The sequence below is a fragment of the Roseivirga misakiensis genome, from assembly GCF_001747105.1.
In the GTDB taxonomy this organism is placed as follows: Bacteria; Bacteroidota; Bacteroidia; order Cytophagales; family Cyclobacteriaceae; genus Roseivirga; species Roseivirga misakiensis.
In genome coordinates this window covers 1,045,710-1,070,204 of the sequence record NZ_MDGQ01000005.1, presented here as the reverse complement: position 1 = coordinate 1,070,204, position 24,495 = coordinate 1,045,710, and the positions used below count along the sequence as shown (strand labels likewise).

Sequence of the window (24,495 nt, the reverse complement as noted above, 5' to 3'; positions counted from 1 at the left end):
AGCTAAGCCGAAAAACTGAAACGGTAGGGATACCTAAACTACCCAGTTGAAAGAATTTTATTTAACTTTCGCTTCAAATTTGGAAACTTGAGTTGACGCAGACCGCCGAGAATTAACGCACTACCTATGGCCTGCCTACTTTAAAATAATCACTGTGAAGAACTCTAAGATAATCGGGCTCGGACATTATGTTCCTGAGCAAGTGGTCACCAATGCGGACCTCGAAAAAATCATGAATACTACCAACGAATGGATCGTTGAGAGAACAGGTATTGAAGAAAGAAGGTGGTTTACACCGGGCAAAGACACTGTTTCCAATATGGGAACCAGAGCGACAAAAATTGCACTTGAAAGAGCAGGTTTGGAGGCAAAAGATATCGATTTCATAGTTTTTGCGACCATTACTCCTGATTATTTCTTTCCTGGATCAGGCGTGTTATTGCAACGAGAATTAGGCCTGCAGGGAATTGGTGCTTTAGATATTAGAAATGCCTGTTCGGGGTTCATCTATGCCCTATCGATTGCCGATCAATTCATTAAAACGGGCATGTACAAAACTGTTCTTGTCGTTGGGGCTGAAATCCAATCTTCGGCCTTAGATAAATCGGATGAAGGTCGCTCGAGTTCAGTAATTTTCGCGGATGGTGCTGGAGCAGCCATTTTACAAGCAACCGATGACGAAGGAATTCTTTCGACGCACTTACATGCCGATGGTGATTATGCAGAGGAGCTTTATGTGCAAGATCCTGGATCGAGCCGAAAAACAAGGCTTTCAAAAGAAATGATTGATGGCAAGACATTTAACCTAACTATGAATGGCAGTGCAGTTTTCAAACATGCCGTAGTCCGTTTCAGTGAGGTTATTGTAGAAGCGTTGAAACAAAACGGTTATAATCCAGAGGACATTGACCTGCTCGTCCCTCACCAAGCCAATCTTCGCATTAGCAATTTTGTCCAAAAACAGTTCAAGATGCCAGATGAAAAAGTGTATAATAACATTATGCATTATGGAAACACTACTGCTGCATCTATCCCAATCGCAATGAGTGAAGCATGGGAAAAAGGTAAGATCAAGGAAGGCGATCTATTATGTCTTGCGGCATTTGGCAGCGGGTTTACTTGGGCATCAGCCTTGATTCGTTGGTAAAATATGTTGACCAGCGAGCAGCTTAGCTTTATTTCTTCCAAGCGGAATTTTCAGATAAAAAACGAAGTCGACGAAATTGTTGGTCAACTATTATATGATTTTCAACATAAACTAACAGAACTACTCGAAAGTAATGCTATACAGTTGCCCACTAAAGTGAGTAAGCTACCAGGTAAGATAAGCAAGGGGAACAATCACAAAGGCTATCCTTTCCAAGTAAGTGACTTTCCAGCTAACTTTTCTCAAGAAAATATTTTCACCTTTCGATCTACTATATGGTATGGCAACTTCTTCTCATTTGCCTTAATCGTAAGTGGTATACCTAAAAATGAGTTCGACATTCAAAAACCAAATCTACAGCAAGGAGAGCACTATTTCTCCCTAAATGAAACTGTGTGGGACACTCATTTTGACGCGTCTTCAGCAAGTCTACTCACATTACAAACGCTAGAAGACAACATCAGTCAAATTAAAAAATCTTCCCATTTGAAAATCTTTCGTGTTTTCGAAATGAATCAAATTCACAGTTTTAACCGTTTAGGAATTGACTGTTTTAAAGATTTATTCGCCACGAACTAATTGGCTTAATATTTGTTTTCTAGGTGGCGTCTCAACCAGACAGTTAAGTGCATATGAACAAACACAGGTTATTCCCACTCGTATTACTCCTACTGTTTTCAACTCATCTCATCGATGCCCAAATCCAATCCTTTGAACTAACATATCCGGTAGACGAGTCTACCTTGACGGCAGAAGGGGAAACTATTGATGGTAAAAAAACTGGTGTTTGGACTTCCTATTCCAACGACAGCGTTTACTACCAAACTGGACAATACCTGAACGGACAAAAAACAGGTGCTTGGTTTATTTACATTGATAAATTGGAGCGCGCTAGAATGGTCTTCGAGTCTGGTAAACTTCTGGGAGCCTATCGCTTATTTTATGAAGACGGTTCGATTGCGGTAAGGACTAATTTCAAAAATGACAAACTTCATGGCGAATGGAGATCGTACACACGAGAAAAGGACGTTTTCGATCTAGGCTACTTTAAAGACGGGCAAAAAACAGGGAAATGGGCATCTTATCATAAATCAGGAGAGATAGAAATAGCTTCTGAGTATAAAGAGGGGCAATTAGATGGACCCTACATGGTATTTGATGAATACGGGTACAAAGTAACTCAGACTAGTTATAAGCGTGGGCTTTTAGATGGAGATTGGGAGAAATATAACCTTGATGGAGAGGTCATTGAAAAAGGGCAATTCAAGGCTGGAAAGCAGGTTGGTAAATGGACTTACTATCATTTTCCATTGTTGGTGGCGGCATATGAATATTACAATGAGCAAACTGGTGAAAGAACAGGCACTTGGAAAACCTTCCACCCCAACCGTAGAGAGGCGTCCATCATTACTTATGTAAATGATAAACCAGTTGGACTAGCACAGAGCTGGTACGATAATAGACAATTAAAAGCTCAAGCCTATTACCGATTAGGGCTTCTAGATAGTGCCTCCGTCGAATATTTCCGAAATGGAGCGAAAAAGGCTGAAGGCGAATACAAACTTGGGTTAAAAGCAGGGCCATGGAAATATTTCCACGTTAATGGTATGATTGCAGAATTCGGAGCCTACGAATTAGATAAAAAAGCTGGTAACTGGAAATTCTTTAATGAAACTGGTCAACTGATTAGCGAGGGCGATTTTCTTTTGGATGAACCCAGCGGACAATGGTTTGTCTATTACGCTAGTGGAAAATTGGAGTCTATTGGCAGTTACTTAAAGGGGGAAAAAGACGGGCTTTGGGGATATTTTCATAGAGATTCGAAACAAATGAAAGAAGAAACATGGGCGAAAGGTAAGCTCATGAGTATCTCTTCTTTCACCGATGACAATGGTAAAGTTTTAGAAACTGGAACCCTATCTGGTGGCAATGGAAGAGTCATAAACTACTATGCAAATGGCACCAAATTCTCAGAAGGTCCATATAAAAATGGCTACCCTAATGGCCTTTGGACTTTTTACGACGAACGTGGACGCAAGCTTACGGAAGGTCAACTGGTAGAGGGAATTCGTGAAGGTGAATGGGAAGTTTTTGCCCGAAATGGCCGTGTGCTAAGCAAAAAAACCTATGCAAACGGAGAAGTCATAGACGATAATTAAAACAATCAGTTTATAACATCTGTTAGACTGCAAAACGACAATTATGGGTTGGTTCAGCAGAAAATCAGAAAAGGAAAAGCTTCAAGAGAAGTATAAAAAATTAGTAGATGAAGCTTACAAATTATCGCATACTGATCGGAAAGCCAGTGACTTAAAAACAGCTGAGGCTGATGCCTTGATCAAAAAAATCGAAGCGATGGATTAAGGAGGTTATTTCTCCTTTTTTAGTTCATCCAAGAGCTCAAAAATTTTCTTTTTTATCAGACTGTATTCGTTCCAAGGCAGAAAATGATTCTGTTCTTCTAGAAATACAATATCCTTTGGAGCATTTACAAGCATACTATCTGCAAATGCAGCATTTCCAGGGTGCACCAACTTATCCTTACCACCCTGAATGACCACACTCGGAATCTTGACTTCTTCCCAAAGCGGAAGCATCAGCTCTAGCTCTTCGTCCAAAAAGATCAATTCTTCATTTGATATTCTAAAAATTTTAGGAGCAATCGCGCCAATCACTGGCCAACGCATTGGTACTCTAAACCAGTCTTCATCAGGTTCCAATGCTGGGTCTAGTGCAGGGGCCAGCATAATAATACCATCCACAAGTTCTGGATAGTCCATCGCCATACGAGCTACCATTGGGCCACCAAGTGAATGACCTACCAAAATTCTTGGCGCTGGTATGGCCTCTAACATAGGTTTAAGTAATCTTGACTGTTCCTCTAAAGAACGAATTGGTTTTCCATAACTCGACTTTCCAAAACCTGGTCGATCGGGTGAAGCTAAATTAGCTTTATTATAAAGTGTACTATCCTTAAAGTATGAGGCGAATGCATCCCAAGAGCCAGGTGTGCCATGAATAAACACTAAACTGGCATCATTCTGAAGGTCCAAATATTTGTAATGCATTTCATAGCCATCTACCTCATAGAATTGGCTTTCTGGAACATATGCAGCATCAGCATAGTACTTAGCAACCTTCTTATCCGACATAGAAAAACTGACACAACCACTGACAATTTGTGATAAAATGATAAACAGTACAAAGGTTGACAAACAACCAATCCTTACTCTTTTGCGCCATTTCCCCATATAAAACCGAATTTACCTTACAACTAAATAAAAAAACCACGCTATTACTAGCGTGGTTTCAAATCTATCGTCTTTCTTAAGATTTATCTCAAGAAGAGCATTTCTCTATATTTCAATAAAGGCCAATCTTCATCATCTAAGAGCAACTCAAGTTTATCAACCGCTACTCTGATAGCATCGAAATATTTGCCTTTGATTCTATCACTGTAAGCAATAGCTCTATCTCGAGTATTCTCGATTTTATTCACCTCACCTCTCTCCTTATTCATTTCTACCACCTGAGTTTGAATAGTATTGATGTGGCCATTCACTTTTTCTAATATAGTTTTCACGTGACTATTATCAAGACCAAAATCCTTCAAGGCACTTCCATTTGCCATCAATTTACTTTGATACCTGATAGCCGCAGGAACCACTTGAGTCATACCCAATTCACTGATCAATCGAGCCTCGATTTGCAGCTTCATGATGTAGTTCTCATGCTGAATCTCGTTTCTAGCTTCAAGCTCAAGAGCACTCATTACATTGAAATCTTCGAAAAGAGCTTTTGCATCATCCGTTACGTAGGCATCCAAAGCACGAGCAGATTGCTTAACATTCGGCAAACCTCTTTTCTCCGCTTCAGTTTCCCAATCCTGAGAATAACCATCGCCTTCAAAACGTATTGCTTTAGAAGCCTTGATATAACCTCTTAATTCATTGACAATAGCGATTTTCTTATCTTCTCCCTTCTCAATGCGTTGTGTCACATTTTCGTGGAATTCTTTAAGTTGTTTTGCAACAATCAGGTTAAGTACCGTCATAGGCTCAGCAACATTTTGGTCAGAACCTACAGCTCTAAACTCAAATTTATTTCCAGTAAAGGCGAAAGGCGAAGTTCTATTTCGATCCGTATTGTCCAGTATGATTTCAGGAATCTTATCGATACCTAATTTCATATACATGTTATCACCTTTGTCCACCTGTAGATCGCCGTTATTTTCAAGTGCATCAAGCACAGCTGTTAACTGAGAACCAAGGAAAACAGACATGATTGCTGGTGGTGCTTCGTTAGCGCCTAATCTGTGATCGTTACCCGCAGAAGCTATACTTGCTCTTAATAAACCTGCATTGTCATGGATAGCTTTGATCGTATTAACCAAGAAAGTCAAGAACTGAAGGTTCTCTTTTGCACTTGAGCTTGGTTGAAATACATTAACACCAGTTGACGTGATCAAAGACCAATTGTTATGCTTTCCACTTCCATTTAAACCTGCGAACGGTTTTTCATGGAAAAGTACTTTTAGTGAGTGACGTTCTGCCACGCGATCCATCACATCCATCATTAATGAATTATGATCTGTCGCTACATTAATATCTTCGAACAAAGGAGCCACTTCGAACTGAGAAGGAGCCACTTCATTGTGACGAGTCGATACTGGAATACCAAGTTTAAGACACTCGATCTCGAAGTCTTTCATGTAATTATAGACACGACTTGGGATAGAACCGAAGTAGTGATCGTCTAACTGCTGCCCTCTTGCAGGGTGGTGACCGAAAACAGTTCTTCCAGCCATGACCAAGTCAGGACGCGCATTATATAAAGCTCTGTCAATCACGAAATACTCTTGCTCACAACCTAAGGATATGCTCATACCATTGACATTTCTGTCGAACATTTGGCAAACCTTAGTCGCTGTTTTATTAATAGCGTCTGAAGCTTTAAGTAAAGGAGTTTTATAATCTAACGCCTCTCCCGTGTAAGAAACGAATACTGTTGGAATACAAAGAGTACGTCCCCAGATGAAAATCGGAGAACTTGGATCCCAAGCTGTATAACCTCTTGCTTCGAAAGTAGATCTTATTCCACCATTTGGAAATGATGATGCATCTGGTTCTTGCTGAATTAATGCGGAACCTTTTAGAATCTCAACACCTTTCTGTGCATTAAAAAACGAGTCGTGCTTTTCTGCTGTAGAACCAGTGAGCGGTTGAAACCAGTGAGTATAGTGCGTGATACCTTTTGATAAGGCCCAAGTTTTAACAGCAGAGGCTATTTGGTTAGCAGTCTCTACGTCAATTTTCTTTCCTTTATTAATGGCACTTTGAACCTTGCTGAATGTTTCAGGAGCAAGAGCAGAACGCATCTTGTTCATATCAAAAACATCGGCCGCAAAGAAATCAGAAATCTTATCTGATGGAGCATTTACCCTATCCGTGGTTCTTTTTTGAACTACGTCTAGTGCGCGCTGGCGTTGATTGGACATAACTTGTTGGTTTTTCGATTTATTTTCAAAGGCAAAACTAACACTTTTACGTTTTTATAATCAAAATGACCTCATTTTTATTGTCAAAAAAATCACTTTTACGTTTTTCGACTCAAAATGACCCTCAAAACAGATGTTCCTGCCTAATTTTTTCGATTTCTTGTCAAAGAATAGAGTTCACATACAAAAAGGGGTAAAAATACCTACCTTTGCACCCTCTAATTAGCGAGATGAAAAAAGTTGCTTTTTACACATTAGGCTGCAAGCTCAACTTCTCCGAAACTTCTACAATTGCACGAGGTTTTGAGGAAAAGGGCTATCAAAAGGTCGGGTTTTCAGAAACTCCAGACATATTCATAATTAACACCTGTAGTGTTACCGAAAACGCGGATAAGAAGTGTAAAAAGATCGTAAAGGAAGCACAGAAGATTAACCCGAATGGATATGTAACCATCATTGGGTGCTATGCTCAGTTAAAACCGAAAGAGATTTCTGAAATACCGGGTGTCGATGCTGTGCTAGGTGCCGCAGAAAAATTTAGACTTCTGGAGCTATTGGATGGTTTTGTCAAACCCGAAAGCACTCAGGTTTTGGCTTCCGAAATCAAAGAAGCTAAGTCTTTTAACAATGCTTACTCTATAAACGATCGGACAAGGACTTTCTTAAAGGTTCAAGACGGGTGCAATTATCATTGTGCTTTCTGTACTATTCCTTTAGCTAGGGGAAAAAGCCGTAGCGACACCATTGAAAATATTATTAATTCAGCTGAGGAGATTTCCAAAACGGATGTAAAGGAAGTTGTTTTGACGGGTGTTAACATCGGTGATTTTGGAATTGTTGATGGAAAGCGTGAGGAGCGATTTATCGACCTGGTCAAAGCCATAGATAAAGTGAAAAGGATCGACCGCATTCGTATTTCTTCGATAGAACCAAATCTTCTAACGAATGAGGTAATTGAATATGTGAGCGAATCAGAAAGGTTTGTTCCTCATTTTCATATCCCACTACAATCAGGTAACAACAAGATCCTTCGCGCCATGCGCAGGAGATATCTTCGAGAACTATACGAGGACCGAGTGAATAAAATCAAGCAATTAATGCCGAATTGTTGCATAGGTGTTGATGTAATTGTGGGATTTCCTGGTGAAACTCAAGATGACTTTTTAGACACTTACAATTTCCTAAATGAGTTAAATATCTCTTACCTCCACGTTTTCACTTATTCTGAAAGGGCCAATACCACCGCCGCTGAAATGGATAACGCGGTACCATTGAAAACAAGACAGGAACGGTCTAAGATGCTCAGGATCTTATCAGAGAAAAAAAGAAGGCAGTTTTATGCGTCGCAACTCGGTAAGACAAAAACGGTGCTTTTTGAAGATGATGTAGATAATGGAATGATGCACGGTTTTACCGAGAATTATGTCCGCGTATCTGCTAAATATGACCCAATGCTGGTCAACGAACTGAAAACTTTAACATTAGCAGACATTAATGAGAATGGTACCGTTTCTGTAGAAGAACCATCTCCAGTTTTCGAAACACACGAATAGCCTCCTACCCAATTATCAACTTTTTTCGAGATTGAACTATTTTTTTAGTTGATTTTTATTATATTAAGTCAACCAAAGATGAAAACCATGAGAAAAGGTGGATTAAGAGTACCAAATATGATGATGTCTTTCGGCAACGGCACAACGCAAAGAACCTATGCCTTTGAAACAGTTCAGACTCGATTGCTAAGAGGACCGCGCCAGCCAATCATCTCGACTGAAAAACTTGATCGGAACCAAAGAAATGAAATAAAGGAATCTATACAGCTATATCGTAAAACTGAACAGCAGCAAACAGTCTTGGTCGTTGCATTGACAATTATAGTTTCTTGCACACTCTATATGTTATTGATGTAGTCTTTAGAAACTCAAGAACGAGATTCCTCCCATCGGAAAAGGAGAGGAAACTCAAGTATCGATACTTCAACCTATGAAAAAGTTGCTCCTTACCAGTTTGCTTTTCCTTGTGTTTACTGACATCAGTAATGTGTCGCAAGAAAAAGGACTTCTATCCAAGGTTCTTGAACGATTAGAAGCGATAGAATCAGCGTCATATGTTCAGTCGCACTACACGGTTTATCCTGATGACACCGTACGACAAAGAGAATACAAGAGGCTTACAAAAGAATACAACCTTCCATCTGACACCTCTGTTGGGGCAGCTTTTGCCAAACTTCACCTAGATGATACTACTAGGATGGATAACGCCTATGATGGCACCATAAAGGCTAGAGTCGATTGGGAGGAGTATCATTATGAAACGAGTGATTTTACCAAAAGCAGATGGCCATACCGCGTGGTAGTACCTCCTTTTTTTGCTAGAGCCAAGGCGATCATTAATTACGTACTGAATACTAGTGACAGCCTCGTTATTCAAAAAACTGATTTAAAAGACGCTACCAAGTTGAAGATTTCTATTTACAACGAAAGAATAGAATTTGTAGGTATGCTTCCAATTCATATCACTCAACTTGGCTCAAATGAAGGCTTTGTCTCCGAATACATCCTTTGGATAAATAAGAAATCTGGACTCCCCTTCCAGTTTCAGAGAACGCTAGGCGATAATGCAATGGCAGAGTCAATCGAGCAAATCCAAACTAACAATTTGAACATCGATAACTTCAGCATATCAAACTATATTCCGCAAGACATGCCCAAACGAGGGAGCGCCAATAAGTTCTCCTCAGACAATTTGATTAATTCCATTGCTCAGCCTTGGGATGCCGTCGATTTAAAAGGTCAACCTAGGAGCTCTACGGAGGCCAGTAGCAAAGTCTACATGCTCAACTTCACGAGTATGTATTGCGGCCCTTGTAAGCTGTCGATTCCATTTTTAAATGACCTTGGTAATCGCTTCGATAAGAACAATTTTGACTTCGTGAGTTTATATCAAAACTCGGAAAAGAAAAGCCTAAGTAGTTACCTCAAAAGGAACGCTGCCTCTTACCATGTTTTCTTAACCAAAAGAGCGGTTTTCAAGGAATATCGAGCCGAACTATTCCCAACATTTATGATTCTTGACAGTGACAGAAAAATCCGTAAAATCATCCATGGTTTTAAAGAAGGAGAAACGGAAGCGGAGATTGAAAAGGCAATAAAAGATATACTGTAAACTGTTAGAGCAAATTTGAAGCAAAGAGGTACATAAATCTAGGTTTTAGTCGCGAAACTTGCTAAAAACACACATTTGGAATTTGAATTAATCAATTCAATATCAGACACTTGAAAACATATTAATAGTATTACTATTGTATTATTAATAATTACTTTCAAAAACGAAACTTCTCATATCATTTCACGTATAATTTGATAGTAATCGCAAACTAAAATATAAAGTTATGATAGGAGTCAATTCAACAGGAGCATTCGGTACCCACAACGCCAATCAGTCCCTTCTAAACTCAAGAAAAGGCAGGCCTTTTCTACAAGGTAGTGCAGTTCGCAGATTTCAGAATTCTGACATAGAACTAGCGATTCAGGAGCCTTCAAAAAGTAAGCGAAAACAATTCAAGGCATGGCTCAAAAAAGATAATGCCATGGAAAGAAAAATAAGCCTTTTAACCTTAGTGGTTTCATTTTTAGCAGCCAAAGTGATATTACTGCTAATTGCCTAGAACACAATAAACACACTTGATTAAACTAAAAACGGGAGACATTACTGTCTCCCGTTTTTTTGAATAAGGAATCTAATCTACTATCACTCCTAATTTATCTTTAAAGGCGGCCATTAAACCCCAACCGCCAAAGTCTTCAGATACCGCAATCCACAATTCGTTCTCCCCTTTTTTCAATGGTAAATACACCGTAGCATACATACCCATTGTTCCAAGAAATCTATAATCTCTAGTTCTAAATCCATCATTGCCGCTAACGAGCAGCTTTCCATTCAGAAAGATTTTCACGCGATCACTAAACCCGTAATGCAAAGCTTTTACCTGTTCTTTATCAGATTTCACGGTTACTTTCGCAAACACGGTATTATTACCATTCTCGTTAACTGCTGACCTAGCTAAATTTAAAAGCCCCCTCTTTTCAGAAGCCTGCTTAGTCCATTCTAACTTCTTAAAATCTCTTTTATCTAGGCTAAACTTAGAATCAAGCGATTCTTCTGGGAAACTATTAGATACTAGCCATGACTCTATAATACCAGCTGGTGCCTCGGTTGCCGTATTGGACTTACTTTTCAGTTGAGGATTCGCTATGGCTTTCAGTTTCACGTTAGCAAAATGGAATGGTGAGGGGCCTCCACCAGACAGCCTAATTGAACCTGCCCGTGGAGTTCGTTTCAATTCTGGAATGTATAAAAGAGGCGTTTCCATATCATTGATGAAAACTTCTGCTTCCTGTTCGGCTATCACAATTTTTATTCGGTTCCAAGCATTCATTTGGTAAGAAATACTTGCCGCGTGACCAGCGCCATAATAGAGTTGCCAACCGCTCAAGCCATTAAACACTGGTGTATACTGGTTGGCATCAGGATTCCCTGATTGATGAGGTCTAATATAAAACTCCTCATAATTCTGATCATCGGCTATCCGAAAGTGTATACCAGGAAACCCACGACGTTCTGTAACAAAAATTTCATATTCGATGATTCCCGTCTTAAAAGAGACTTTATCTTTCAGTTCTGCAACACCATTAAACAAATAAAGGCTCTGTTTACCTTCAAACATTTCAAAGACATGACCTGCACCTTTCACGTCCCAGTTTTCAGCTGTCAGGAGCAATTCTTGAGCACTTAAGGCCAAAGTCTGGAAGGCTATTAAAAGACAAATAAGTAAGTTTCTATTCTTCATGATATTCTCAGTTTTCTTGGCAAGACACGACTAATTCATGATACAAGTTGACCTAGAGCCTATTCAAGTCTGTTCAAAGCCGTGCAACCCAATTCAAGTGAAAGGAGTAATTACATTTGTATCTAATCATGAATCACGAACTCTTATCATATTGCTTACTCAGAATCGAACAAAAGCTCGGCTGGGCTTCGAGCGACTTATGGCAAAACCAAGATTTTGCCCTTTTAAGTCAGCGGATTTTTGAGGAGACGAACATACAACTAAGCGTAACCACCCTGAAGCGAGTTTGGGGCAAAGTGAGTTATGCTAGTGAACCAAGTATTTCTACCCTCAATGCACTATCTAAATTCATTGGATATGAAAATTGGAGTGAATTAAAAAATGATCAGAAACCCAGCAAGCAAGCAACTACGATAAAAGCTAGTTCGAGTAGGAAGAAGCAGATAGTCCTTATCGCTATCCTGGTGGTTTTAACCAGTGGATTACTAGCAATTTCGAGAACCACATTTAAGTCGGACTTTATTGATATAGATAATATCCAATTTGATGTAAGTCCCGTGGCCATTGGCCTACCCAATTCCGTGGTTTTCAATTATAGTTTTGGTGAAAGCAATATAGACAGCGCGGCAATCCAGCAATCCTGGAACGACGACCTGACCTTTGAAATTAAACCAGATGGTACTGAGGCGACTGGCATTTACTATTATCCAGGCTTTTTTCAAGCTAAACTGATCGCTAACGGATCTATCGTCAAAGAGAAAGCCCTGAAAGTTGGCACCGAGGGTTGGATGGCAACAATACAAGGTGACGGTAAACAACCACGCTACCTATACTATGGTGAAGTCCTGACAGATGGAAAGTTGAACATTCTACCAGAATTAGTGGAAGAACTTCATCAGGAAAAACGAGCTTCTGGTCGCATATTGACTTATCACTATTTCGACGAACTCCCCGAGGTTAGTAGTCAGAATTTTACATACGAAATCAGATTTAAAAACACCTACAACAAGAGTAATGGAGTTTGTAAAAACGTGCAACTCCTTGTACATGGCAGCGAAAGCGTTTTCTTAACGCCTCTCTCTATTCCTGGCTGCTCGAGCAACTTGAGCTTAATAACTGGTGGTAAAACCTTTTCAGGAAAGGAAAACGATCACTCAGTATTTGGAATTGAAGGATCGGATTGGCAAGAGTTGAAGCTTCAGGTAAGCAATGGTAAGGCCGAATATTACTTAAATAGTGAGCTTGTACTAACGAAAGAAAATGTGGCTGATATTGGCCCGATTGTAGGGTTCAAAGTAAGGTTTGAAGGTGCCGGAGAAATTGATTATCTCCGGCTTTCCAACAATAAAGAAATCGTTTATCGTGAGGATTTCGAATAACTCACTTCCAGAATGCTATCGTTCGGCACCTAGATAAATCGCGTTAAATATCAGCTTATAGGTTCCTCTAGGTTGACCTCTAAACTGTGGTCTAAAAGCAAATAACACGAGATCTCCTTCGCCATGTGCCACATGCATCATTGCAGAAGTATTGGCTAAATGATTTTCTTCTCCTAAAGCCCAACCACTCATCAACAAGTCATCAGATGCGTATTGAGCAATTTCGGTCACACCCGTGGCTCCATCTTCCATTTTAAATCCACGGCTTCTATTGAAGGATGCGGCTACTTCTTCCATCATACCAAAACCCAATCTATGATTTACATCTACATTCGTTCTAATCAATGAACCTGGAATAAAGAAGTCGTTTGGTCGTAAACCACTGGTTACATTTTTTACTGGAAGTTTAAATTGCTGAATAGCAAAATCACTGGCATTATCATAGAAGATTAAGGCTCCGCCAGCTTTGGCATAGTCATCTAGGGCAGAAACTCCTTCTTTACCTATTCCACCAACAAACTTCTCTGGCATTCTTCCTTTTCTATGGCCATTTAATATGCCATTAGGGCTCTGAGAAGGCATAATGATCGCGGTATATTGAGACAAATCTCCTGTCTTGATATCTTCATTATGAAGTGTATCTAGGTCAAACTCGAATTGCTCGAGCATCCATCTACTCCAGCCCTCATCCATATTGGCTTGCCAAGATTTATATATACCAAGCTTAATTTTCTTTAATGCCTTAAGGGTAGCACTAGGTTTCTTATTTATACCGACAAAATCAAGGCCTAATGTTTTGGCTAAAGACTCAACTTGTGTCTGTAAACCTCTTTTATTTCTCACCATAAAAGAACCAGCATGAAGGTCACCTTGGTCAGTTGTCATTAGACTAACGGCATATCCCATTCTTTGTAGCCTATTTACGGCAGTAGCACTCTGGTTGTCTTTATTGGAAAACACATAACCATATCGACCATTTCCAGAAATAGTACCTTCCTCAAAAGAAAGATCTTCCGTAATCTCATCTGTTTGTGCGCTAAAATCGGATTCAATTCTATCTACAGAAACACCCATTTGCATTGGAAGTGTCCAACCTGCTAAATCATATGGTGGCTGAGGTGGCCCGCCAGGGTAAAGGAATTGATCAGGGTAATCTTGTTTTTCCATAAGATCCTCAAGGAAAGGTCGGTAAGGCTGTGCCCCATAAAAGACTATCGAACCAGCCTCATAAGACTTTCCATTGGCCGTAAAGGCCGCTGTAGCTTTGTGCGCTTTTAGTCCACCTTGAATTAAAACATTCGTCAAATTAACCGCCTCGCTTGGGTTCCATTGATCTTTCGGAATCACGTAAGCAAAAGCACCATCCTCATCTTCAATAGCATCCTTACCCATGCTGTAGATATTATAGAGGAATTCATCGCGCTTATCCGATGCCAAATCTAGTATGGCCATTGATGCAGTAATCATATAATCCACTGCATCTCTAAATTTAACCTCGCCGCCCTCAAAAGGGTATGGATAGAAAATTTCAGTGCCATTGGAAGCTGTTCCACCTACTGTCGCTGGCTTTTTAGCAGGGTCGTAGAAAGTGGGCTTAGGACTTGGCTGAGCGACTTCTGTCAGAATACCGATCTGGTTGTGGTAATAAGGCGCAGTACGCATTCCACCGTTCCAAAACATACTAAATGATGTGCCAGATATAACACCCGGCATCTTTTTCATAGCAAAACGATTGGCCATAGCCGTACCGACAAGGTTGACGCCCGTGGTAACGCCTGGGTGAATCCTTGGGTTAACTGGGCTTCTAAAAGGTGGCAAGAAAATCATTGCCCAACGTGGTGCCGTTTGGTGATGATTGTGCACAATTTGAGGATACCACTTTTTATGTAAAATGGTGGTTAACGCCCTAGTTTCAGGCATGTTATTCATAAACCAGTCACGGTTATTATCGTGCCCAACATATTTTTGATACAAGATCGGTGGGCCAGTAGTTTCAAAAGTTGTACCCACATTTTGGCGGTACCAATCCACTACGATATCGACACCATCGGGGTTAGTTACAGGCACCATTAGCGTGATTACATTATCACGAATAGCCTTCATTTCGTCAGACTCTTCAGAAGCGATTTTCCACATCAGTTCCGAAGTCATTTGAGCATGGGCACGTTCTGTTGCATGCATTCCTCCATCTATCCAAACTATCGCCTTGCCTTCCTTGGACAGGCGCCTTGCCTCTTCCTCAGAAATTTCTGCCCTAGATAGTTTCTCACTTATCTCTCTCCACCTTTCCAGCTGCTTCATATTCTCTTCACTAGAGATAAAGAGCAATTTGATCGGTCGGCCCATGACAGATTTACCAATTTCAATCATTTGAACTCGATCCGTGGCTGCCGCTAACTTATCGTAGTAAGTGAGCATTTGATCATAGTCGGCCAATTTATAATCAGCCCCTACTTCAAATCCAAAAGTCTCTCTCGGATGAGGGGTTTGAGCGAATACCTGTGTAGCGATTAAAGCAAAAAAACAGGTGAGTGTTAGAATAGATTTTTTCATTTGTGCTTTTAAAGGTTGTCTTGAATATAAACATAAAGCACAAGCAAATACCTCCTTTTCGGATGAATGAAAGAATAGCGATTTATAGGAAGTTTTTCAATCCATTGACGGGTTACAATTCGGTTAGACGGCTAGCAAAAACGAGTGTTGATAGACCGATAAAATTCCTTGATTAATTAGTGCTCATCTGCTTCTCCAAGAAGCACCTTTTGCTTATTTTAGATGATTGCTTTGAGGCAATCTATCAACTTTTCGAGCTAAGTATTTATGTATCTTATATTTGACACGGAAACCACCGGTTTACCGCAGAATTATAATGCACCCCTCACCGACTTTGAGAACTGGCCCCGCCTAGTTCAGATCGCTTGGCAACTCCATGATACCAACGGAGATTTGGTCTCTGCCCAGAACCTAATCGTTAAGCCTGATGGTTTTACCATTCCTTATAACGCAGTTCAAATTCACGGAATTACTACTGAACGCGCCCAAGCCGAAGGCCTTGATATAAAGGAAGTTCTAGCCATTTTCAAGAAAGATATTGATCAGGCGACCAAAGGAATTGGTCACAACATTGAGTTTGACTACAACATAGTTGGTTCTGAATATTTAAGGGCAGAACTTACCAATGAACTCGAGCCACTTGAGCCGCTCGATACTAAGCTCGTCTCTACTAATTTTTGTGCTATTCCTGGTGGTAGAGGTGGTCAGTTTAAATGGCCTACGCTTACCGAACTTCACACTAAACTTTTCGGAGTTCCTTTTGCCGATGCCCACGATGCTGCTTATGACGTAGACGCTACTGCCAAATGTTTCTTCGGGCTACTAAAAGAAAGCGTGATTCCGCCTGCGGAAGGTGTAAAACTGGCCGACATTAATTATGAAGCACCTGAATTAGATGCCGCTAACTTTGCTCAGGCAGAAAGTCAAAAAACTGGAGCGGGTGCCGCAAAAATCGATCGCGATGCCTTGGCCTCACTGGAAGATGTTCCGTTTTCTCATCTTCATGTACATTCGCAATTTTCCATCTTACAAGCCATCTCCGATATTCCCGGCATAGTAGGTGCTGCCCAAGAAATGGGAATGCCAGCTGTAGCCCTAACGGATCATGGAAACATGATGGGTGCGTTCCAATTTGTAAGAGCTGCCCTAGCTGCTGAAATCAAACCAATTGTCGGGTGTGAATTCAATGTATGCGCCGATCGGCATAACAAGAAAGTCCAAGATAATGGCTTTCAGACGGTCATTTTGGCCAAAAACAAAAATGGATATCACAATCTGGTCAAATTATCTTCGATTGCCTTTACTGATGGTTTCTATTATGTGCCTAGAATTGATAAAAATGACCTTTTAGCATTTAAAGACGATCTTATTATCACTTCAGGAGCGCTCTGGGGCGAAGTAGCTTACAAAATTTTAAATGTTGGAGAAACTCAGGCCGAAGAAGCCTTTCTATGGTGGAAAGAGCACTTTGGGGATGACTTTTATGCCGAAATCAACCGACATGGTTTACCAGAAGAAGATCATGTCAATCAAATTCTACTACAGCTTTGCCAAAAACACAGTGTCAAATACATCGCGTCAAATAATACATATTACACCCGAAAAGAGCAGTCAGAGGCACATGACGTTCTCTTGTGTGTAAAAGACGCAGAATCTGTCAATAAGCCTAAAAAATATATCGGTAAGCGTGGCAGAGAATTCCGTTATGGCTTTCCTAACGATGAGTTTTACATGAAATCTCAAGCTGAGATGAAGAAACTCTTCTCCGATATACCCGAAGCCATTGCGAACATCAACGAAATTGTCGAGAAGGTTGAGACTTATGAACTCGCCAGAGATGTACTTCTCCCTAAATATGAAATCCCAGAAGAATTTGTCCATCCTGAAGACCACGTAGATGGCGGCAAACGAGGTGAAAACGCTTTTTTAAGGCACCTAACTTATGAAGGTGCCAAAAGACGTTACGGTGAAATTACCGACGAAATTACTGAACGACTGGATTTTGAATTGGCTACCATAGAAAATACTGGTTACCCTGGCTACTTCTTGATTGTTCAAGACTTCACCAATAAGGCGACAGAAATGGGAGTTTCTGTTGGGCCAGGTCGAGGTTCTGCGGCAGGATCAGTAGTTGCGTATTGTATTAACATCACCAATGTTGACCCCATTAAGTACGATCTACTTTTTGAGCGTTTCTTGAATCCAGATAGGGTTTCATTACCAGATATTGACATCGACTTCGACGATGAAGGGCGCCAAAAGGTAATCGACTATGTGATTGAGAAATACGGTAAGAACCAAGTGGCTCAAATCATTACCTATGGTACCATGGCGGCAAAATCGTCGATCCGAGACACCTCTCGTGTGATGGAATTGCCCCTACCCGATGCCGATAGAATCGCCAAACTGGTTCCTGATATTAAGCTGGCCAAGCTCTTTTCGCTAAGCGATCAAGAACTAAAAGCGAAGATTCGATCAGAACAAATTCCTTTAGCCAACGAGCTCAAAAATATTGCTAATGGTTCAAGTCCTGAATCAAAAGTAATTAACCAAGCACGCGTTCTTGAAGGATCGGTCAGGAACGTCGGTATCCATGCTTGCGGTGTCATTATCACGCCAGATGACATCACCAATTTTGCCCCTGTGGCCACGGCCAAAGACTCAGACATGTGGTGTACGCAGTTTGATAATGCCGTAGTAGAAGATGCTGGGCTACTCAAGATGGACTTCTTGGGGCTAAAGACGCTCACACTGATCAAGGATGCTGTTAAAAACGTAAAAGAGCGTCATGATATCGATCTAGTGCCTGATGATTTTCCTTTAGACGACACTAAGACTTACGAGCTATTCCAACGCGGTGAAACTGTCGGCATATTCCAATACGAATCTGCTGGTATGCAGAAATACATGAAGGAATTAAAGCCGACGGAGTTTGCAGATTTAATTGCAATGAACGCACTCTATCGTCCAGGGCCGTTGGAATATATCCCATCCTTTATTCGTAGAAAGCATGGTGATGAACCAATCACTTATGACTTGGCTGATATGGAGGAATATCTTGCCGAAACTTATGGTATTACAGTGTACCAAGAGCAAGTGATGTTGCTTTCGCAAAAGCTCGCTGATTTCACGAAAGGTGAAGCCGATGTGCTGCGTAAGGCCATGGGTAAAAAGCAGCGACAGGTGCTTGATAAAATGAAGCCCAAGTTTGTGGATCAAGCCAAGGCAAAGGGTCATGCGGAGGATAAACTTGAGAAAATCTGGAGAGACTGGGAAGCTTTTGCCTCTTACGCATTCAACAAATCACATTCAACTTGTTATGCTTACGTTGCTTTTCAAACCGCCTATTTAAAAGCCCATTATCCGGCAGAATATATGGCGTCGGTATTGAGTAATAATATGAATGACATTAAGCAGGTGACTTTCTTTATGGAAGAATGCCAGCGAATGGGGGTTCCAGTTTTAGGGCCAGATGTTAATGAATCGAACTACAAATTTACTGTAAACCAAAAAGGCGAAATCCGATTTGGAATGGGTGCTGTAAAAGGTGCTGGTGAAGCAGCGATTGAAGAAATAATCCGCGAACGTAAAGAAAACGGGCCATATCCAAATGTTTTTGAGTTTGCTGAAAGAATTAACCTAAGAACAGTAAATAAGCGAAACTTCGAATCCCTTGCACAAGCGGGAGGTTTTGATTGTTTTGAGCAGTACCACCGAAGACAATACTTATGGTCTCCTGAAGGCGAACAAACCTTGATCGAAAAAGTCATTCGCTACGCAAACGCGAAACAAGCTGAGAAAGATGCGGCACAAGTTTCTCTGTTTGGTGGTGATAGTGCTGTCGCTACGCCGTTACCTCGTGTGGCAGATATGGAGCCATTTACTCAAATGGAAAAATTAAAGAGGGAGAAAGAAATCGTAGGTTTCTATATTTCGGGACATCCGCTTGATCAATTTGAAATAGAACTTGAAAGCTTCTGTAAACCGATCAATGACATCAATAAGTTTCCAAACCAAGACATTTCCATCGGGGGCATTGTAAATGGTGTTAGAATGGGGCAAACCAAAAATGGCAAGCCCTATGGCGTAGTTAACGTGGAAGACTATAATGGATCTGTTGAACTATTCCTTTTAGGTGAAAAATATATCAACCATGCCCAATATTTAAGGCCTGGTGAGTTTTTGCACATTACAGGTCGAGTAGAGATTAATTGGCGGAAGAAAAAGGAAATAAAAGAGAATCCGAGCATTAACCCTAGCCCAGAAGATTGGGAATTGCAAACACATAGTATTGCGCTTTTGAGTGAACTCCGAGAAAAAAGAGGGAAAGGAGTAAGAGTGAAAATAGATGCCAAAATGGTGGATCAGGAAATGATAGAAAATATCACACGACTGACCAATGAGCATCCTGGCGAAACGGATTTAAAAATTGAGCTAGTCGATCGCGGTGAAAACCTAAAAGTAGAGTTGTTCGCTCGAAAAATTAAGATCAGCCCAAGCAACGAGTTGATTAATGGTTTGAAGGAATTCTCAGATTCTGCAAACCTCATTACTGCTTAATAGTTATATCCCGAGACAACGATTTATCTTCGGAACTTTTTATTTAGTTTTGTTGTCTTTGAAACAGAAAAAAGGAATTAAGAATAAATAAAAAAGAAATGGCAAACGCATTAGAGATTAATGAGAGCAACTTCGAGGAATTAGTATTGAAGTCTGACAAACCGGTTTTAGTAGATTTTTGGGCAGCATGGTGTGGCCCTTGTAGAATGGTAGGACCAGTTGTAGAAGAGATTGCAGGAGAATATGGTGACAATGCCGTAGTGGGGAAAGTTGACGTTGATGCGAACCAAGACATTTCTATCAAATACGGAATTAGATCAATTCCTGCCCTACTTTACTTTAAAAATGGTGAAGTGGTGGACAGCGTAATTGGAGCTGTTCCAAAAAACGTATTAACAGGAAAATTAGACGAAGCAATCGGCGCTTAATCTAATTCAAAATTATGCTAAAGCCTTGGTGTCCACACATCAAGGCTTTTTTTGTGCTAAGGAGTGACATCAAGAGGGGTTTTAGCTCCAAACTGATCATTCTTCAACTATTTCTTGGCACCTGCGCTCGGGACATCGTTGATACTGGATAGATTCATTTATTCTCTAACTAGTTTAGGTCTTTCTTGGTCTTATGTACTTTTTGAAGGCGCGTAGCGTGGATCTCTTATTACTAAAACGGTAGTAGGCAATCCGAGTACTGCTATCCCCAAAAGTTGGTATTGCGGCTTTTATGGACTTCCTTGAAATTAGAAAAAAGATCGATTATGTCTTCAACCAACCCAAACATTGGTACTAACACTAATCTCAGTTATTACCGCATCAGGAAATGGATTGGCACCTTTGGTGCCTTGCTTCCTATTCTTCTTCCAATAGTTTCCAATTCTAATTTGCCCTCGATCAGCCATTATTACTATTCGGTTGCTGGCATCATATTTACCAGCTTACTAATGCTGATTGGTGTTTTTCTACTCTCTTACAAGGGCTATGATTGGTTAGACAATGCCATTACCAGCATCGGTGGTGTTGCCATAGCCTTTGTCGCCATCTTTCCTACTCCTTTCGAGGCAGGAGTACCAGGCCTCAAAACAACCCCTATCCTAGTTTTAGAAAGTGATATGCTCTTCGGTTTCTTGCCCATTGGTGGCATCCATTTTGGCAGTGCGGTTATCTTCTTTATCTGTATGGCCATTATGTCCATACGGCAGTTTACTCAAGGCGATCTTACAGCACCTGGAAAAAAACTAAGAAACCTGATTTACTCCGCATGTGGCTATGGCATATTGGCCACTTTAGTATTTGCAGGTGTCACACTAAAATTCTTCCCTGAAAAAGCAGGTGTGCGTTTTGTCTTTTGGGTAGAAGTAGTCATGCTTATACTATTTGCAGGTGCTTGGCTACTAAAAGGAGAAGCGTTAAAAGATTTAAAGAACCTGAAAGAAGAGCTCAAACTATAGGTAATCAATGTATTAAAAGTGGCACGTCAATTTAAAGGTGAACTTTCGTGCTGAAGGTGTAACTCGTTCTTTGATTTCCGCATCTAAATAAATAGCGCTTGGATAATTAAATAACCAAAGCCGAATGACCTTGGAATATGACTACTCTTATTTGAGTATTCTATCCCACCGATGAATTGGAAGGTATGCTCATTTAAAAGTATGTGCACCCTCTTCAACTTTTAAAAAGACAACCATGAAAAAGACTATTGTACTTAGCCTATTACTAGCCAGCCTGAATGCATTTGGACAGCATACAACAGAACTAAAAGGTTATATCAAAAACATTGTCGCTGACACGCTCATCTTAGCCAAATCACATGAGGATATGCGGTATAATGGCGTAGAAATACCTGTTAGTGCCGGACAAGAATTCAGTTTCAACCTTCGCTATGAAGACGTCGAAGAGTACGCTATTGTCTATAAAAGTGATCTAAACAAAGGAAGCTGGCGGCCCATTAATTTTTTCCCTACCAGTCCTACCATAGAGTTTGAGTTATTCCCTATGCAAGAATATCAGAAGAATGTGATAAAGGGTGACGAAATGGCTATTAGAAAAAAGCAATATCAGGAAGAATTCTCGCAGCAGTTTGCACAAAAAGGCAATGAGATTTACGGTGAATTGTTTCAATATGAAAAGGGCACTGAGAAATTCAATAAACTAAAAGTAAGATTAGACTCTTTGAATAAAGAAGCCCTGGCATTTCACTACGACTATTTTCTAAATGATAAGAGTATTCTAGGCCTGAATGAGTATGTCTTTTTATTACAAAGTGCCGATCAAATGATGATTCCCTCAAGTCTATTTGAATCTTACCAGGAATTTTACTTGAGAAAATTACCCGATCACCCGCTTACAGAACGTGCTTATAACCTTTACACCGCGTTATCGAGTATCAAAGTAGGATATGATTACATTGATATTTTACTTGATGATGGAAAAGAAAAAACTCAAAAACTATCGGAAGTCATTGATCAGAAAAAATATACCATTTTGGATTTATGGTCACCTTGGTGTGGTCCCTGTATCAAGAAAAGTCTAATCCTAAAGGAGAAATATTCTAGCCTTTCTAAAGACATACAAATTGTAGGAGTAGTAGGTGGAATTGATGAAGCCGCCAAAGCTAAAAAGGCAATTAGTAGATTCAAATACCCCTGGAAAAACTACATAGAAGTAGCCAACAACGATAAAATTTGGGAAAAATATGGCATTGCAAATTCTGGCGGTGCACAGTTTCTTATTGATAAAAACGGAAAGATTCTGGCCATCAACCCCGATCCCGAAAAGTTACTTGAAATCATTGATCAAAACTGATAGCGAAACGAGCGATTGATGAATTATAGTCGCCAACAAACAAGAGAACGCAATTAACACATGAACCTTAGCAAAAAAGGTAAAAGCCTTGATGATTATCTCATCAAGGCTTTTTTATTGGGTTATTAGTAAGAGGAATATGAACATCCTCGCCAGTCTAATCCTTAAGCATTTGAAATAAACGGCGCTTGACGAATAAAGTCATCTTTAGTAAGCTGGTCTATCATAAAAGCAGCAATACTCGCCGCACTTATTTTATCACCTATACAGTTCTCTAAATTGATAGTTATAGGAGTAATAGCTGCATCAAAGTCAATCAACGGCACCCGCACGAAAGTCCAATCTATTGAACTCTCGGCCAGAATAGCATACGATTTTTGTTTGTCTGCATGAGGCACTGGGTAATTCGCTTTCATAAACTCGGTAGCCATCCGCGACCGTATATCCTTTTGATCAAAAGGTGTATCAATGTTAATTCCGGCCAATACGATATATCGCTTAACCTCATATTTCAACATTGCCTTCAAAATATATCGAGTAGCTGTGCTAGATAGCAAAGGTTCTCCCTCCCGCTGACTCATCGTACCCATCACGGCTTGACAGCCTTCAATAAGTGTATCAACTTTATCTTCGTCAAGCGCGTCACCTGCGACGATATCAATTAAAGGATTATTGACTGAAAATTTATTGGGATCTCGGATCAGGAGTTTTAAACTAAATCCTTGATTTAATAATTGGTTCACTAGAAATTTTCCAGTTCTACCATTACCACCTAAAATGGCAATTTTTATGATTTGCTTCATTTGTTCTTTATAAAACTTAATAATAGATATGATAACACTCCACTAGATCAGGGAGCTTTTAGGCAAAAAGCCTGATGGCTTTACGCCATTGGACGGATGTTTTATAAAGAGATTTTAATACTGCAAAATTAGAAAATAGTGGCGATGAGTACAACAGTCAATGACTAATGAATCAGACAAATAAATGCACTAATCAGGTGGTTCTTTTTAGTACGCTGCCTCAAGACAATTACTTAATCAAACGAAAAGCCAGACCTTAATATAGATATTACTATATTTAATCTTCACAAATAACAAACCAATACATGAGCACCTATAGACTTCTGAAAGTAATTCTGAGAGCCATTGGACTATATACACTTTGGAGAGGCATTGTTACATTCATTGTATTTGTGGGCATATTGGCAGCACCAACTTTCTCCGGGCAAATGAGCGGCAGTGTTTACCTAGTCCTCTTCACTAACTTTTTGACATCACTGATGTTTCTGTTGTTCACAGCCCTAGTATTTTTCAGAATTGATCAATTTTTAAAGTTTTTGGGAATGGATGAAAGTGAATTTGAAAAGCACTCACTGCCTTTCGACCAAAGAGTCTTTATCACGGTTATAGTCATCGGAGGCATCCTTATTGCAATGGGCGGAGCACATGCTACTGAATTGAAGTTCAATTTTAATACTGCGACTACTACAGGTTATATTACGGGAGAGGACCCCAGTACTACTATCACAAAAAGTAATGACTACAACTTTAGCCTATTCTCATTTATACAAATTATAGTCGGTGTGCTATTCCTAACTCGAGCCCACAAAGTGACTGACTTTTTGGTTAATCGCTTTGAATCCAGGAAATCGGCTTAAAATTGTCAGACCCTATTAGCATTTCCATTACTGAAAACTTTCTATAGGTTTT

19 protein-coding genes are annotated in these 24,495 nt (G+C 40.1%); 14 read left to right on the top strand and 5 right to left on the bottom strand.

The window, feature by feature from the left end:
- Positions 1-154 precede the first annotated feature (154 nt).
- Genes BFP71_RS12345 through BFP71_RS19280 form a run of 4 tightly spaced genes read left to right on the top strand, consistent with a single transcriptional unit; the run spans position 155 to position 3,511 of the window.
- A complete protein-coding gene (locus BFP71_RS12345; RefSeq protein WP_069835771.1) occupies positions 155-1,147 on the top strand; it encodes a beta-ketoacyl-ACP synthase III in 993 nt (330 codons plus the stop codon).
- Between the two features lie 3 nt (positions 1,148-1,150).
- On the top strand, positions 1,151-1,726 hold the full coding sequence (locus BFP71_RS12340; protein ID WP_069835770.1) for a hypothetical protein: 576 nt from the start codon (positions 1,151-1,153) through the stop codon (positions 1,724-1,726).
- Between the two features lie 53 nt (positions 1,727-1,779).
- A complete protein-coding gene (locus BFP71_RS12335; protein WP_069835769.1) occupies positions 1,780-3,306 on the top strand; it encodes a toxin-antitoxin system YwqK family antitoxin in 1,527 nt (508 codons plus the stop codon).
- A gap of 43 nt (positions 3,307-3,349) precedes the next feature.
- Positions 3,350-3,511 (top strand): Lacal_2735 family protein, encoded by a 162-nt coding sequence (locus tag BFP71_RS19280; RefSeq protein ID WP_317040714.1) that lies wholly within the window; start codon positions 3,350-3,352, stop codon positions 3,509-3,511.
- A gap of 5 nt (positions 3,512-3,516) precedes the next feature.
- On the opposite strand, the gene BFP71_RS12330 is transcribed toward BFP71_RS19280, so the two are convergent.
- Positions 3,517-4,398 carry an alpha/beta fold hydrolase gene (locus BFP71_RS12330; protein ID WP_069835768.1) on the bottom strand — a complete coding sequence of 294 codons (882 nt, stop codon included), beginning with the start codon at positions 4,396-4,398 and terminating at the stop codon, positions 3,517-3,519.
- Between the two features lie 83 nt (positions 4,399-4,481).
- A complete protein-coding gene (locus tag BFP71_RS12325; RefSeq protein ID WP_069835767.1) occupies positions 4,482-6,644 on the bottom strand; it encodes a glutamine synthetase III family protein in 2,163 nt (720 codons plus the stop codon).
- A 230-nt stretch (positions 6,645-6,874) separates the two neighbouring features.
- Here BFP71_RS12325 and mtaB point away from each other — a divergent pair, with 230 nt between their 5' ends.
- The 4 genes from mtaB (at position 6,875) to BFP71_RS12305 (ending at position 10,311) form a co-directional block, all read left to right on the top strand.
- The gene (mtaB, locus tag BFP71_RS12320; protein WP_069835766.1) at positions 6,875-8,197 is read left to right on the top strand and encodes a tRNA (N(6)-L-threonylcarbamoyladenosine(37)-C(2))-methylthiotransferase MtaB; all 1,323 of its coding nucleotides are present in this window, start codon (positions 6,875-6,877) and stop codon (positions 8,195-8,197) included.
- 78 nt (positions 8,198-8,275) lie between these two features.
- Positions 8,276-8,554 (top strand): hypothetical protein, encoded by a 279-nt coding sequence (locus BFP71_RS12315; protein WP_069835765.1) that lies wholly within the window; start codon positions 8,276-8,278, stop codon positions 8,552-8,554.
- 73 nt (positions 8,555-8,627) lie between these two features.
- On the top strand, positions 8,628-9,809 hold the full coding sequence (locus BFP71_RS12310) for a TlpA family protein disulfide reductase (RefSeq protein WP_069835764.1): 1,182 nt from the start codon (positions 8,628-8,630) through the stop codon (positions 9,807-9,809).
- Between the two features lie 226 nt (positions 9,810-10,035).
- On the top strand, positions 10,036-10,311 hold the full coding sequence (locus BFP71_RS12305) for a hypothetical protein (protein ID WP_069835763.1): 276 nt from the start codon (positions 10,036-10,038) through the stop codon (positions 10,309-10,311).
- Positions 10,312-10,383: 72 nt separating this feature from the next.
- Here BFP71_RS12305 and BFP71_RS12300 read toward each other — a convergent pair whose 3' ends face one another.
- Entirely contained in the window at positions 10,384-11,493 is a 1,110-nt protein-coding gene (locus BFP71_RS12300) for a hypothetical protein (RefSeq protein ID WP_069835762.1), read from the bottom strand.
- Positions 11,494-11,621: 128 nt separating this feature from the next.
- On the opposite strand from BFP71_RS12300, the gene BFP71_RS12295 reads away from it, so the two are divergent.
- The gene (locus BFP71_RS12295; protein WP_069835761.1) at positions 11,622-12,872 is read left to right on the top strand and encodes a hypothetical protein; all 1,251 of its coding nucleotides are present in this window, start codon (positions 11,622-11,624) and stop codon (positions 12,870-12,872) included.
- Positions 12,873-12,887: 15 nt separating this feature from the next.
- Here BFP71_RS12295 and BFP71_RS12290 read toward each other — a convergent pair whose 3' ends face one another.
- Entirely contained in the window at positions 12,888-15,425 is a 2,538-nt protein-coding gene (locus tag BFP71_RS12290) for a M14 family metallopeptidase (RefSeq protein WP_069835760.1), read from the bottom strand.
- 267 nt (positions 15,426-15,692) lie between these two features.
- Here BFP71_RS12290 and dnaE point away from each other — a divergent pair, with 267 nt between their 5' ends.
- The 4 genes from dnaE (at position 15,693) to BFP71_RS12270 (ending at position 22,783) form a co-directional block, all read left to right on the top strand.
- Positions 15,693-19,985, top strand: a complete 4,293-nt coding sequence (gene dnaE, locus BFP71_RS12285; protein WP_069835759.1) for a DNA polymerase III subunit alpha — start codon at positions 15,693-15,695, stop codon at positions 19,983-19,985.
- Positions 19,986-20,083: 98 nt separating this feature from the next.
- Positions 20,084-20,413, top strand: a complete 330-nt coding sequence (gene trxA / locus BFP71_RS12280; protein WP_069835758.1) for a thioredoxin — start codon at positions 20,084-20,086, stop codon at positions 20,411-20,413.
- 326 nt (positions 20,414-20,739) lie between these two features.
- Entirely contained in the window at positions 20,740-21,429 is a 690-nt protein-coding gene (locus BFP71_RS12275; protein ID WP_069835757.1) for a hypothetical protein, read from the top strand.
- Between the two features lie 235 nt (positions 21,430-21,664).
- On the top strand, positions 21,665-22,783 hold the full coding sequence (locus BFP71_RS12270) for a TlpA family protein disulfide reductase (protein ID WP_069835756.1): 1,119 nt from the start codon (positions 21,665-21,667) through the stop codon (positions 22,781-22,783).
- Between the two features lie 164 nt (positions 22,784-22,947).
- Here BFP71_RS12270 and BFP71_RS12265 read toward each other — a convergent pair whose 3' ends face one another.
- Complete coding sequence (locus BFP71_RS12265) at positions 22,948-23,586, bottom strand: NAD(P)-dependent oxidoreductase (protein WP_069835755.1); 639 nt, start codon at positions 23,584-23,586, stop codon at positions 22,948-22,950.
- 305 nt (positions 23,587-23,891) lie between these two features.
- On the opposite strand from BFP71_RS12265, the gene BFP71_RS12260 reads away from it, so the two are divergent.
- On the top strand, positions 23,892-24,443 hold the full coding sequence (locus BFP71_RS12260; protein ID WP_069835754.1) for a hypothetical protein: 552 nt from the start codon (positions 23,892-23,894) through the stop codon (positions 24,441-24,443).
- The last annotated feature ends 52 nt before the right edge of the window (positions 24,444-24,495 follow it).